15 protein-coding genes are annotated in these 12,579 nt (G+C 70.6%); 6 read left to right on the top strand and 9 right to left on the bottom strand.

The features are described from left to right. Positions 1 to 3: 3 nt before the first annotated feature. The 3 genes from ABD798_RS27395 (at position 4) to ABD798_RS27385 (ending at position 2,374) form a co-directional block, all read left to right on the top strand. A complete protein-coding gene (locus ABD798_RS27395; RefSeq protein WP_344880663.1) occupies positions 4 to 960 on the top strand; it encodes an ArsR/SmtB family transcription factor in 957 nt (318 codons plus the stop codon). A 370-nt stretch (positions 961 to 1,330) separates the two neighbouring features. Beyond that, on the top strand, positions 1,331 to 2,221 hold the full coding sequence (gene lgt, locus ABD798_RS27390; protein ID WP_344881003.1) for a prolipoprotein diacylglyceryl transferase: 891 nt from the start codon (positions 1,331 to 1,333) through the stop codon (positions 2,219 to 2,221). Positions 2,222 to 2,245: 24 nt separating this feature from the next. Further along, positions 2,246 to 2,374, top strand: a complete 129-nt coding sequence (locus ABD798_RS27385) for a hypothetical protein (RefSeq protein WP_344871985.1) — start codon at positions 2,246 to 2,248, stop codon at positions 2,372 to 2,374. A gap of 13 nt (positions 2,375 to 2,387) precedes the next feature. Here ABD798_RS27385 and ABD798_RS27380 read toward each other — a convergent pair whose 3' ends face one another. Both ABD798_RS27380 and ABD798_RS27375 read right to left on the bottom strand, forming a co-directional pair. After that, complete coding sequence (locus ABD798_RS27380; RefSeq protein WP_344880660.1) at positions 2,388 to 3,227, bottom strand: hypothetical protein; 840 nt, start codon at positions 3,225 to 3,227, stop codon at positions 2,388 to 2,390. A gap of 129 nt (positions 3,228 to 3,356) precedes the next feature. Then, entirely contained in the window at positions 3,357 to 4,253 is an 897-nt protein-coding gene (locus ABD798_RS27375) for a trypsin-like serine peptidase (RefSeq protein ID WP_344880657.1), read from the bottom strand. Between the two features lie 204 nt (positions 4,254 to 4,457). Between ABD798_RS27375 and ABD798_RS27370 the strand changes: the two genes are divergently transcribed. Beyond that, positions 4,458 to 5,891, top strand: coding sequence for an FAD-binding protein (locus ABD798_RS27370; RefSeq protein WP_344880655.1), 1,434 nt, complete (start codon positions 4,458 to 4,460; stop codon positions 5,889 to 5,891). Here the strand turns inward: ABD798_RS27370 and ABD798_RS27365 are convergent, their stop codons facing one another. Beyond that, on the bottom strand, positions 5,892 to 6,443 hold the full coding sequence (locus tag ABD798_RS27365; RefSeq protein WP_344880652.1) for a hypothetical protein: 552 nt from the start codon (positions 6,441 to 6,443) through the stop codon (positions 5,892 to 5,894). On the opposite strand from ABD798_RS27365, the gene ABD798_RS27360 reads away from it, so the two are divergent. Further along, positions 6,442 to 6,609, top strand: a complete 168-nt coding sequence (locus ABD798_RS27360) for a hypothetical protein (RefSeq protein ID WP_344880649.1) — start codon at positions 6,442 to 6,444, stop codon at positions 6,607 to 6,609. The two genes, ABD798_RS27365 and ABD798_RS27360, sit on opposite strands and share 2 nt — an antisense overlap. Here ABD798_RS27360 and ABD798_RS27355 read toward each other — a convergent pair. The 4 genes from ABD798_RS27355 to ABD798_RS27340 form a co-directional block, all read right to left on the bottom strand. Then, entirely contained in the window at positions 6,588 to 6,920 is a 333-nt protein-coding gene (locus tag ABD798_RS27355) for a DUF6355 family natural product biosynthesis protein (protein WP_344880647.1), read from the bottom strand. The two genes, ABD798_RS27360 and ABD798_RS27355, sit on opposite strands and share 22 nt — an antisense overlap. Before the next feature lie 208 nt (positions 6,921 to 7,128). After that, positions 7,129 to 7,716, bottom strand: a complete 588-nt coding sequence (locus ABD798_RS27350) for a GNAT family N-acetyltransferase (RefSeq protein ID WP_344880645.1) — start codon at positions 7,714 to 7,716, stop codon at positions 7,129 to 7,131. Further along, on the bottom strand, positions 7,713 to 8,306 hold the full coding sequence (locus tag ABD798_RS27345; protein WP_344880642.1) for a TetR/AcrR family transcriptional regulator: 594 nt from the start codon (positions 8,304 to 8,306) through the stop codon (positions 7,713 to 7,715). The genes ABD798_RS27350 and ABD798_RS27345 overlap by 4 nt, the downstream gene beginning before the upstream one ends. A 303-nt stretch (positions 8,307 to 8,609) precedes the next feature. Further along, the gene (locus tag ABD798_RS27340) at positions 8,610 to 9,554 is read right to left on the bottom strand and encodes a hypothetical protein (RefSeq protein ID WP_344880639.1); all 945 of its coding nucleotides are present in this window, start codon (positions 9,552 to 9,554) and stop codon (positions 8,610 to 8,612) included. A 53-nt stretch (positions 9,555 to 9,607) separates the two neighbouring features. Here ABD798_RS27340 and ABD798_RS27335 point away from each other — a divergent pair, with 53 nt between their 5' ends. Next, on the top strand, positions 9,608 to 10,483 hold the full coding sequence (locus ABD798_RS27335) for a metallophosphoesterase family protein (protein WP_344880635.1): 876 nt from the start codon (positions 9,608 to 9,610) through the stop codon (positions 10,481 to 10,483). On the opposite strand, the gene ABD798_RS27330 is transcribed toward ABD798_RS27335, so the two are convergent. Further along, on the bottom strand, positions 10,470 to 10,949 hold the full coding sequence (locus ABD798_RS27330) for a DUF3558 domain-containing protein (protein ID WP_344880631.1): 480 nt from the start codon (positions 10,947 to 10,949) through the stop codon (positions 10,470 to 10,472). The genes ABD798_RS27335 and ABD798_RS27330 overlap by 14 nt on opposite strands. A gap of 142 nt (positions 10,950 to 11,091) precedes the next feature. Further along, positions 11,092 to 12,555: an NAD-dependent succinate-semialdehyde dehydrogenase gene (locus tag ABD798_RS27325; RefSeq protein ID WP_344880628.1), complete on the bottom strand. Its 1,464-nt coding sequence runs from the start codon at positions 12,553 to 12,555 to the stop codon at positions 11,092 to 11,094. Between the last annotated feature and the right edge of the window lie 24 nt (positions 12,556 to 12,579).

The raw sequence follows: 12,579 nt of genomic DNA, 5'->3' as shown, positions 1-12,579 counted from the left end.
CACGTGAGTCCGGCGGTCTTCCAGACGACGCGCTTCTCAGACGGGCCGCTCCCGCTCGTCGAGCTGGTCGGCGCCCTGATGCGCCTTCGCTCGCCCGCCGCCCGGCGGCACCCGCCCGAGGCGGTCCGCCCGCTGTTCGACCTGTTCTCCGACAAGGGAGAAGTGCCGGACTTCCTGCTCTCGCGGCGCACGGAGATCGGTGCCGCCCTTGAGGAGCTCGCGACGACACCCGTGAGCCGGCTGCGCTGCGAGCTGATGTCCGCGTTCCAGGGCAGGCCGCGCGCCGCGTGGCTGCACGGGCTCGCTTCGGGGGAGCGCTCCGCCCGCGCCGTCCTGACGCGCTGTGTCGAGGCCGGTTACCGCGCGCTCGTCGAGCCCAACTGGACCGACATCGCGGCCACCGCGCACACCGACCTCGCCCATCGCGGGCGCATCCTGTTGCGCGAGGGCCTTGCGAAGGCGATCGCGTCACTGCCGTCCACCATCGGCCACCACGGGCAGACCGTCGACGTCGACAACCCCGTCGACCGAGGGGTGCCCGTCGAGCACGGGCTGATCTTCGCCCCGTCGTGCCTGCTCCCCGGAACCTTGGTGATCACCGGTGGCCGGGGGGAGCCCGTCACCGTCGTCTACCCCGCTCCGCTCGCCCCCGTTCGCGGGCGCGTGGGCCGCTCCGACAGCCTGTCCGCGCTGCTCGGTACCCGGAGGGCCGCCGTCCTGCGCGCCGCCGCCGTGCCGCGCGGGACCACCGAGCTGGCCGCGCAGGCCGGGATCAGCCTCTCCTCGGCGTCCGAGCACGCCAGCGCGCTGCGCAACGCCGGGCTGATCATGACCACGCGCGCCGGGCGGAAGGTCCTGCACACCGCGACCGAACTCGCCGACTCCCTGCTCACCGCGTGCGCTCCACCTCTTCCAGTGGCGGTGGCCGCGTCGTCAAGACCCGCATGGGGCGGTCGCTGACCCCGCGTGCTTGGGCCAGGCGGACGGCTGGCCCACCCCCGCTCGCGTGGGGTTTGGGTTGGTGGAGGGCCTGGGCCGCGTTCTGTCAGCCACCGGGTTCGCCAGTCTTCAAGACCCGCGAACCCCGGTCCCAGCGGTCTTCAACCACCGCAAACCCTCACGGAACGCTGGGTTTGAGGTGGTTAACGATGATCGGCAAGGGGGTTGGGTGGTCTTGAAGACCGGCGAACCCCGGCGAGCAGGTTCACGTTGCTGGTCGACGAAGGGGGCGCCAAGGGCTTCCTGGAGAGTCCACTTAGGACGGTCGAGTCGGCGGACGCGGTGGTTTCACAGGGGCTGTACGCGGGCTGATTAGCGTGTGCGCGTGCTCATGTCGACGGTCTTCCTCGCGACGATCCCCAGCCCGCCGCAAGGGGTGTGGGAGATCGGCCCGCTTCCGATCCGCGCGTACGCGGTGTTCACCATCCTCGGGATCGCCGTCGCCATCTGGTGGGGCGACAAGCGCCTGGTCGCCAGGGGTGGCCCGGCCGGAATGGTGGGCGACGTGGCGGTGTGGGCGGTGCCGTTCGGGATCGTGGGCGGGCGGATCTACCACGTGATCACCGACAACCACCTGTACTTCGGCGAGGGCAAGGACCCGGTCCGCGCGCTCTACGTCTGGGAAGGCGGGCTCGGCATCTGGGGCGCGATCGCCCTGGGAGCGGTCGGCGCGTGGATCGGGTGCCGGCGCAGGGGTGTGCCGCTGCCGGTGTTCGCCGACGCGGTGGCGCCGGGCATCGCGGTCGCGCACGCGATCGCCAGGATCGGCAACTACTTCAACCAGGAGCTGTACGGCTCGCACACCACGCTGCCGTGGGGCCTGGAGATCTACCAGCGCGTCAACGCCAACGGTCAGCTCGACCAGCTCAACGGCGTCTCCAACGGCATCCCGCTGCCGGAGAGCCCGGTGCACCCGACGTTCCTCTACGAGCTGCTGTGGAACCTCGGTGTGGCGGCGCTGGTGGTGTACGCGGACCGCAAGCTGCGCCTGGGCCACGGCCGCGCGTTCGCCCTCTACGTGGCTGCTTACACGGTCGGGCGGACGTGGATCGAGCTGATGCGCACCGACCCGGCGACGCTCGTCTTCGGGGTCCGGGTGAACGTGTGGGTGTCGGTGCTGGTGTGCGCAGGCGCGCTGGCCTACTTCTTCTGGGCCCGCCGAAAGGGCTCGCGCGAGCACCTCGGCGCTTCCGAGAAGGAGGCCGAGGTCCTGCCGCCCTAGGGCGTGTTTCATAGGTCTCGTTCGATGAGAGTCGGGATCGAGGTCGTTCCTGGCAAGACGGCGGGGAGTCCGCGTACCGGTGTTGTACGTGGGCTTTCCGGCGGCGCGGCCAGGGGCGGGCTCGGCCCGGCTATCGCGAACACGGACCTGTGAAACACGCCCTAGCTCAGAAGCTCTTGCGCCGCTCGGGTTTCGCCGTGGTGTCCGCGACGTCGGCGTCGTGCCGCTGCGCGATCAGCTTGCCGTCCCACGTCGCACCGACGCAGAACTGGGCGTAGCCGGTGATCGGCGTCTCGACGATGTCTGGTGCGTTGGCCTTCTCGGGCTGGTTGTTGGCGAAGGAGTCCCGGTAGTGGGTGATGTTGAGGACGCGCCCGGTGCCCGTCGGCGGCGTGTACGCGAGCACCCCGATGAACTCCGTGATCATGTAGAGCTGGTCCTCGTCGGAGGACTCGCCGGGCGCGTCGGTGTTGGACGCGGTCGTGTCCTTGACCGTCAAACCCGCGCGCGGTCCGTCGTAGGCCCACTTCGCGGTGCCGAACGCGGCGGCGACCCCGCCGAGGCCGGTGGTGTGGGCCGTGGTGCCACGGTCGAAGTAGACGTAGCCCGGACCGGTCGACTGCGTGGTGAAACCCTTGTCGGTAGCGGTTTTCCCGGCTTTCGCGGCGCGGACGAACCGGACGTAGCGGACGTGTGCGGGGTCGATCTCGCCGAGGTCGAAGGCGATCTCGTGCACCGGCTGCACGGCCTTGGTCCTGCGCTTGTGCGTGAAGTCGGTGACCGAGCGGCTGGTGTTCACCCGCGCCGCGCGGTGCAGCGTCATCGTCGCCGCCACCTCCTGCTTCAGCTTGGCGCGCTCGGTCAGCGCGTCGGCCTGGCGGGCGGTGAGCGTCCACGCCTTGTTCGGGGAGGCGTGCAGCAGCTCGCCCTTGCTCGTGGGCAGCGTGGCGAACAGCGCCAGGATCTCTTTGTCGTCAACGGGTGTGGTGATCACGGGCTGGCTCATGCTCCCTGACTAGCAGGGCGCCCGTGGCCGGGCTCAGCACCCGGCGCGAACCGTGATGCCCGCGCCGGGTGATCGTGATCCAATCGGTTGTGTTCTATGGAGAGCGCAAACCCTTGTACAGCAACGAGTTCAGAGCTTGCCCGCGCTGTCGTGCAGTGCCCGGACCGCGTCGGTGAAGGCCGCTCCGCTGAGGTCGGTCGTGACGCCCTCCTCGTTCACCGTGCCCCTGCTGGTGACCGCGAAGATCGTCCCCTTGCCCGTCGCCGGGTCGAAGCCGCGCAGCCACGGGCCGCCGCTCGCCCCGCCCGCGAGGTCGCAGTCGGTCTCCCAGGCCGCGAAGACCGAGTTGGTCCTCAACGTCGCGGGTCGCGCGCACGACACCAGCGCCTCGCCCCGGTTCAGCTCCGAGACGGGGTAGCCGAGCGCGGTCGAGTCCACGGGCGAGGCCACCTCGTCGAAGGAGATGGCCTGCGAGCCCGCGACGTCCTCGACGTGTTTGCCGTCGACCGGGTCGAAGGCGACGACCGCGTCGTCGTCCTCGCCGCTGGACGGCCCCCGGTAGGTGTCCGACCACGCGAACGCGCGCGCCGCGAAGACGCCGTGCGGGCGCTCGCCCCTGTCGTAGCCGGGCGCGAACACCACGTTCACGATCGTGATCGGGTTCTCCCAGCGGTCGGTACCGCCGTTGAGGCAGTGCCCGGCGGTGATCGCCACGTCCTTGGTCGCGCTCGGCACCACCGTGGCCGTGCACGAGAGGTCCTCGCCCTTCGAGGTCGACAGGAACAACCGCCCGACCCCGGCTGGCTTCACCCCCGCGTAGGGCTTGGCGATCTTCTCGGCCGGGGCCACCTCGCCCTCGCCGACGGCCTTCATCCTGGCGGGCGTCCAGTGCGCAAGCGCGGCGGCTCTGCCCGCTTCCGGCACCTTCGTCACCACCTGCCCGGCTTCGGCCGCGTGGACGGGGGTCGTCGCGGCCAGTGCCGCACCGAGGACGGCGACGGTCAGGCTGAGTGCTCTCCACGTCATGAAAGGGGGACGCCTCAGGCTGAGAAAGGTTCAGTCCCGGTCGTATGTCCACTGTGGACAAGTCAGGTGCATGCCTGACCGACGCGCGGGGCAAACGCCCACATCGGCGCCGGACACGCCCCGACACACCCGGCCGCGTGGGCGAAAAGCACTGCGCGCGTTGAGGATGAGGTGTCAACAGCCCTGCTACTCCAGGAGTCCACAATGGACCAGACAGCACTCGCCACCCGGCAGATCCGGGCGTTCGACCCGCCGAGCGGGCGGTGGCTGGTCGAGCCGGGCTCCGGCGGCGTCGCCGTCCCCGCGCTCGCCGGGGAGCTCATCCGGCCCGCCACGGGCGAGGAGTCCGCCGGGGACCTCGGCAACACGATCACCGCGTCCCCGTCGGCCGTCCTGCGCCCCGCTTCGGCGAAGGACGTCGCCGCGCTCGTCCGGTTCTGCCACCGCTTCGGGATCACCGTTGCCGCGCGCGGCCACCACCACACCACGCACGGCCAGTCGCTCGCGCCCGGCGGGGTCGCGATCGAGATGACGGCGCTCGACCGCGTCCACGGCGTCTCCGACGGCCTGCTGCACGCCGACGCGGGAGCCAGTTGGCGCGCGGTCCTCGCGTGCGCGGTCGAGCACGGGATGCGCCCGGCAGGGCTGCCCGGCTACCTGGAGCTCAGCCTCGGCGGAACGCTGTCGGTGGGCGGGATCGGCCAGGAGCACCGCGAGGGCGGGTTCGTCGATCGGGTCGTGGAGCTGGAGATCGTGACCGGGACCGGCGCGCTCGTGCGCTGCTCGCGGACCCGCGACGCCGAGCTGTTCGCCGCCGCGCTCGGAGGCCTCGGGCAGGTCGGGATCATCACCGCCGTCGTCCTGGAACTGCTGCCCGCGCCGGAGAGCGCGCTGGCGATCAGCTTGCCCTACACCGACTGCGGCGAGGCGTTCACCGCGGTGCGCGCGCTGGCCGAGCGCGAGGAGATCGACGGCGTGTTCTGCCTCGTGGTGCCGCCGACCACCACCACACCGCCGGTGTTCCAGGTCCTCGCGCACCAGTGGTTCACGGGCTCCGCACCGGACCCCGCCGCCGCGCTGGGCGCTGTTCCGGTGCCGATCGCCGAGCCGCAGGTGCAGGCTCGGTCCTATGTGGAGCACGTGACGCGCTTCGACCGGCTCATCGAGGACATGCGCCGCACCACCACCTGGGACGCGGAGATCAAGCCCTGGTTCGACGTGTTCCTGCCCGACAGCTCGGCGGAGTCCTTTGTGGACGGTGCCGTCGCGGGGCTGACGCAGGACGACTGGGCCGCGCCGCTGGGGTTCGTGCTCGTGCACGTCCACCGCCGCGACGCGTTCACGTGCCCGCGCCTGCGGGTGCCGGAGGACACCGAGTGGGTGTGGCTCTTCGACGTCCTCACCACCTCCCGCCCCGGCCACGCCCCAGACTTCGCCGCGCGGATGCTGGAGCGCAACGCTCGTCTGTGGGCGACTGCCGAAGCGCTGGGCGGCGTGCTGTACCCGATCGGCTCGCAGGAGCTCGACGGCGAGCACTGGCGGCGGCACTACGGGGACACGTGGCCGGAGGTCCTGGCGACCAAGCGCCGCTACGACCCGGCGGGCATCCTCACGCCGGGTGCGCGGACGGGCTGGTGATCACCGCTCTCGGCGCAGCAGCGCCGCCTCCTCGAACGACAGGTGGAACTGGAACTCCGAGCCGTCGCGCCAGCGGATGCGCTGCCTCGGCATGATCACCTTGGGCGCCAGTGGCGCGGTCTCGTGCCACAACACCGTGGGCGGCGGGCCGGACGCGGGGTCGGCGAAGCTGTGGCCGGTGTCCACGACGGCGACGTGCGAGGCCGACACGACCAGCCACGGTGACTTCGCCGAGCGCGCGGCGTCGACGAGGCCGAGCGCCTGCGCGTTCTCCGGCCCGGTCACGCTGCCGTCCCTGCCGAACACGCTGCCCCACTCGCCGCTGCCCATGACGAGGAAGGCGTTGACCACGCCGCCGACGGTGCCCCTGGCGATGTTCCAGAAGAAGCGGCGGATCAGCTTGCGGCCCTTGAGGGTGCCGTCCTTGCGCCTGCCGGGCACGTCGAAGCCCGGCTTGACGTCGTCGAGGAAGGCCACGACCACCGGCTCCTGCCACCGGCCCTCGGTCAGCTCCCTGACCCGCTGACGGAACTCGGGTTTCGGTACCACCATGAGCGGCAGGGTAGGGCACGCGCCGGGCGGGGTCGTGACGGTGGGCGGTCTGATGGCCACGATCCGCCCGGCGCGCGTGGACGGCGTCTCCGCATGGGGACGGGAGACGCCGTCCTCCGGGACGGGCACCCGGAAACTGGGGGATCAGCAGCGCTTGCCGGTGTAGTACGGCGCGATCAGGATGTCGGGGCGGGTGCCTGCGTACCACTCCTCGCCCGGGCCGACGCACTTCTGCGCGATGATCGGGAAGGTGCCACCCCTGAGGTGGGCCTGGACGATCACGCGGCTGCCGTCGGTGGTGCAGTGCCGGTACCAGCTCTGGTCGTCCCTCGGGTCGCTGGTGCCCATGGACTTCCAGAAGGAGCCGCCCGCGCACGGCACCGCGGCGGTGGCGTCGGTGGCGCCGGGAGCCAGGACGAGCCCGCCCGCCAGGACGGCTCCGAGGACAGCGGACATCATGCTTTGGGACGAAGGCACGAGTTTCTCCTTGCGCGGCAACTGCTTACCCGCAGATCGAAGCAAGCGCCCAGGTGTTCGCCCATGGGTCGAAGGGGGTAGATCAGCGCCGAGAAGTCCACTTCGGACGGTCGTGTCCCAGAAAACCGTGACGTGGTACAGGTTCCGGGGGGTGCTCCGCCAGCCGCGCGGGTGGCCGGGCCATGACCGGTGCCCTCGCCGCCGGGGGCTAGAGATCCAGGCGCATGGAGACGTAGGCGGTGAAGCCGGCGCGAGCGGTGTGCTTCTGCGGGACGCGGCGGTATTCGGAGAAGCCGAGCTTGCGGTAGAGCGAGAGCGCGCCTTCGTTGGTGTCCTTGATCTGCTCCAGCACGAATGTGCGAAAGCCCGGCGTCGCGATGAGCTGGCGCAGCAGTGCGGTCGCCGCACCGCGCCGTTGGTGTTCGGGGGCGGTTGCGACGAAGCCGATCTCTGCCGCGCCCTCGGGCACGGTGGTGGAGACAGCCATGAAGTGCTTGCGCACCACGAAGTAGCAGATGGTGCCGCGCAGCAGGCCCAGATGCCTGCGCAGCGGAGCCCATTTCGGCGCGAGGCACTGCTCGGCGCCGGAGGTGAGCGTGGCGACCGCGGCGGGCTCGCCGTCGACGCGGGCGACGTGGAACCGATCGAGCACCAGCATGTGCGCGAACGCATCGGTGAGCGCGCCGACGTCCTTGGAGAAGAAGGAGAAGTCCTCGGCGAAGCCGCTCGCGAACACCTCGGTGACGCGCCGCCGCGCACCTTCGCCGAGGGTGTCGGCCCTGGTCACGGTGATCATCGGCTGCTCCCGTCCAGCAGGCGGAGCACCACGGCGGCCGAAGGAACGGCCGAGGGGCCCGACGCCATGCGCATCGTCACGGCTCCGGACAACAACGACAGCAGGACCGCGACCAGGGATTCGGTGTCCTCGGCGGGAAAGCGCTCAGCCCGGGTGACGGCGGTTTCCAGTGCTTGCCGGAAAGCGCCGTGGCTGGCGAGGAGGCGTTCGCGCGCACCGGCGGGTTCGTCGCTGAGAAACGCCTGGTTGACCACCACGGAGAACTCCGCGGCGCCGTCGACGGCGATGATCCCGTCGAGGTAGAGCTCCAGGAACCGCGCGAGGGCCGCGTGGCCGTCCGGGTCCGCCGCGAGCTCGCGCGCGGTCTGGTCGAGCCCGGTGGCCGCGCGGTCGAGCACGTCCGCGAACAGCTCGTCCTTCGTCGCGTAGTGCCGGTAGATGAGGCCGACGCTGACTCCGGCTTCGGCGGCGACGTCGCGGATGCTCGCGGCCGCGTAACCGCGCCGGGCGAAGACCCGCACCGCGTGGGTGAACACCGTCTCCCGGCTCGCGCTGCGCAGCGCCTCGTTCTGCTCGGCCGTCCTCGGCACGCCGCCTCCACGTTTTGAATGAACTTTCGTTCACTCTACATGGAGTCGCACAGGACAGGCGCTAGCGCCTGTCCTGTAAGTGGTTGCGCTGTGTGTTCCGGTCACGGTGCCGCCGGGGGTTGGGGTGTCTTCAAGACCACCAAACCCCGCTGCTGATCATCGCTAACCGCCGCAAACCCTGCGGTGTTGCGGGGTTTGCTGTCGTTGAAGACGGCTGGGCGGGGGTTGGGTGGTCTTGAAGACCGGCGAACCTGATGACTTGCAGGACAGCGCCTAGGTGGCTGAGGGCTCGCCGTCTCTCCGTCACAGATCGCGGTGCCCGAGCTCCGCGACGATCCGCCCGCTCCGCAACTCCAGCTCGGGCGCCTGCCGCACGTCGATCCGCGCGAGCAACCGCAGCGCCATCACGCGAAACCGCAACAACCCGGCGTCACCGGCATGATCGACCGCCGCACTCGCGTGCCGAAGAGCACGATCGTGCTCACCGAGCTTCCACCAGCAGTACGCCAGCCCGTGCTCCCGCCGGAACAGGGCGAATGCGGCCGGGCTGTCAGCACTGATCGACTCGTAGAGCTGGGTGGCGCTCTCCAGATCCGGTCGCGGCCCGGCGTGGATCAGGCGGTAGGCGCGCTGATCCGCCCAGCGCGCCTGATAGCAGTCCCGCTCACCACCGACGGGCAGCGCTTCAATCTGGTTGTGCGCCAACGCGAGCGCTTCTTCAGCGTGGCTCGCTCGCCCGTCGTCCATGCCAAGCCGCGCGTCGAGCAGCGCCGACTCGACCTGCGCGGCCGGATCTGTCGTGTCGCGGGCGCGGTCGAGCCGCGCGTGTGCGCCGGAGAGGTCGTGCCTGCGCAGGGCCACGGAGGCAAGGCCGAGCTCGATCCAGCACGCCGACGGGGACTCGGAGATCGGCGGCCGGTCCCACAGCAGCAGCTGCGCTTCGCACAGCGACAGCGGCATGTCGGCGAAACGCCCGTGGTACTGACCCATCCACCGGGCGGTGTCCTCCAGTGGGCGTGGCACGCCGAAGTGCTGGAGCAGCCAGTCACCGTACTGCCCACCAGGCGCGTTGCCCCGGGTCCTGAGGCGGCGCAGTCCGCGCTCGATCGTCCCCGGATCGACCGGAAGGCCCGCGTGCGGACCGGCGCGCTGGACGAGCAGGCGGGTCAGCGCGGTCCACCCGCCGTGCTCCTCGACGAGGTGTTCGAGGTAGCGCTGCCACGTGCAGCCCAAGGGGGAGTCGGTCATGTCCGGAATCGTGTCCTGTCGGGCTCGGGGCGCTGAACCCTACCGTGACCAGCATGAAGATCGCGTTCATCGGAGATGTGCACGGCCGGGTGCTGCACACTCTAGGAGCATTGGCAGCACTGCAAAATCATCGCGGCATCCGGCTCGACGCCGCGATCCAGGTCGGCGACCTCGGCGCCTATCCCACACCGGAACGGATGGACGCGCCGAGTCGTCGCTTCGCCGCGGAGAACCCGTCGGAGAACGACCTCTTCCGCCTGCTCGACCCCTCGCCGCGGCTGGCCGACGCGGTGCGCGGCGCCCTCGAGCAGCTGCCGCCGGTGCACTTCGTCAGCGGCAACCACGAGGACTTCGACTGGCTGGCCGGACTGCACGAGGAAACCGGCTCCGGCGTCGTCGCGGTGGACCCGCTGGGCGCCTTCCGCCACGTCGCGTGCGGGCAGCAGATCGTCCTTGCCGGACAACGGATCGCGTTCCTGGGCAAGATCGAGGAGCCCGGGCACATGGACCTCGACGAGGACGCCCGCGCGAGTCTGCTCGCCGCCGAGCCGGGCAGCGTCGACATCCTCATCACCCACGACGGCCCGTTCGGGATGTGCCGGAACTGGCGCGGTGAGCTTGAGGGATCGCCGAAGCTGGCCGGGCTCATCGAGCACCTGCGACCGCGTCTGCACGTCAGCGGGCACTACCACCACGAGAACGGGCCGCGCCACTACGGCCGCACGGACTCCTACGCCCTCGCGGAACTGGTCTACCCCAAGACGAATCGGCGACGCCCCGAGCGCGCCAACCCCGAGCAGCGCGTGGCGGAGGGAAGCATCGGCCTGCTGGACACCGACACCGGAACCTTCGAGTACGTCCACGACGACTGGCTGGCCGACGTGTGCGGCGACGACCTCGACCTCAGCCGCTTCGTCACTTCTTCATGAGCCGGGCGACGGCCGCTTCGGCGATGTCCCGGATCGGTTTCGCGGCGTCACGGGAATCGATGGTCAGCACGCCGATGTCCGGTCCGGAGGCGATCGACATGATGTCGCTGGCGAGGCTCGCCCGGTAGCCGGAGACCGGCTCGGTCCTGTTCTTGTCGCCGACCCAGTCGTTGAGCTGCTTGTTGTCGAAGGAGACGGTCAGCAGGCGGGTTCCGGACGGTCCGGCGGACTTCCACACGCAGCTGCTGAAGGCGTTCTCCGGCCCGCTGTTCTTCACCTGGGCCGACACGGTGCCCACGCCGTACTCCAGGATCTGCTCGGGGGTGAACACCTCGCAGACCTTCGAGCCGTCCAGGACGAGGAGCTTGTCCGCCCCGCCTGAGGAGCAGGCCCCGGCCATCGCCAGGACGGCTGACACCCCGGCCAGCCGCCACGCGACACCGCTTCGCAACCAAGATCGAGCCACGGCCGAAGCCTACCCACTTCTCGCCGAGCGACGCCCGGTAGACCTTCCTCGCCGGTGGCACTGAGCACCACTGCGGAGCAGCACCGAGTACCGGGGGAGGCGAACGCCCCCGCGCCGGGCGGGGGCGTTCGTCAGGGAAGCGTCACTGAATACCGCCGAAGGCCAGGTACTTCAGCTCGACGAACTCGTCGATGCCGTGGTGGGAGCCCTCGCGGCCGATGCCGGACTGCTTGACCCCGCCGAAGGGCGCGATCTCCACCGACAGCATCGCCGAGTTGATCCCGACCATGCCGGTCTCCAGCTGCTCGGCCACCCGCCACACCCGGCCGATGTCGCGCGTGTAGAAGTAGCCGCCCAGCCCGTACTCGGTGTCGTTGGCCAGCTGGATCGCCTCGGCCTCCTCGCCGAAGCGGAACAGCGCCGCGACCGGGCCGAAGGTCTCCTCGGTCGCCAGGCGCATGCCGGTGGTCGCCTCGCCCAGCACCGTCGGCGCGTAGAAGGTGCCGCCGAGGTGCTCGCCGCCGGTGAGCAGCTTCGCGCCGTTGTCCAGCGCGTCGGCGACGTGCGCCTGCACCTTGCCGAGCGCGCGATCGTCGATCAACGGCCCGACCTGCACGCCGTCCAGCATGCCGTTGCCGACGGTCAGCTGGGCGACGCGGCTGGTGAAGCGCTCGGTGAACGCGTCGTAGATCCCGTCCTGGACGAGGAACCTGTTGGTGCACACGCAGGTCTGCCCGGAGTGCCGGTACTTCGACAGCACCGCGCCCTCGACCGCCGCGTCCAGGTCGGCGTCGTCGAACACGATGAACGGCGCGTTTCCGCCCAGCTCCAGCGAAAGCTTCTTCACCGTCGGCGCGCACTGCGCTGACAGCAGCCTGCCCACATCCGTCGAGCCGGTGAAGGACAGCGCGCGGACCGCCGGGCTGGCGCACAGTTCGGCGCCGATGGCCTGCGGCCCGCCGGTCACGATGTTGAGCACTCCGGCGGGCATCCCGGCCCGCTCGGCCAAGGCGGCCAGCGCCAGCGCGGACAGCGGCGTCAGCTCGGCGGGCTTCATCACCACCGCGCACCCGGCCGCGATCGCCGGAGCCGCCTTGCGCGTGATCATCGCCGCAGGGAAGTTCCACGGCGTGATGCACGCGGCGACGCCGATCGGTTGGCGCAGAACGACGATTCGCGTGTCGGCGCTCGCGGACGGGATCGTCTCACCGCGAATGCGACGAGCTTCCTCGCCGTAGAAGCGGAGGAAGGACGCGGCGTAGCCGATCTCGCCGCGCGCCTCCGCGAAGGGCTTGCCCTGCTCCAAGGTCAGCAGCCGGGCGAGTGCGTCCTGGTTCTCCAGAACCAGATCCCGCCACCTGAACAGCACTTCCGCGCGCTCGCTCGCGGTGCGCGCGGCCCACAGCCGCTGTGCGCGCTCCGCCGCCTCGATCGCCACCGAGGTCTCGGGCGCGCCCATGTCGGGCACGCGGGCGAGGACCTCGCCGGAAGCGGGGTTGGTGACCTCGAACTCGGCCCCGGTGTCGGCGGCCGTCCAGACGCCGTCGATGAGGCCGCGGTCGCGCAGCAGCTCGGCGGGAACCCAGTCCTCAAGGGTGTTCGACATCGTCGCTCTCTCTCGCGTTTCTCG

It is taken from the genome of Allokutzneria multivorans (genome assembly GCF_039537405.1).
GTDB lineage: Bacteria > Actinomycetota > Actinomycetes > Mycobacteriales > Pseudonocardiaceae > Allokutzneria > Allokutzneria multivorans.
This window is presented reverse-complemented; position numbering and strand designations above follow the sequence as displayed.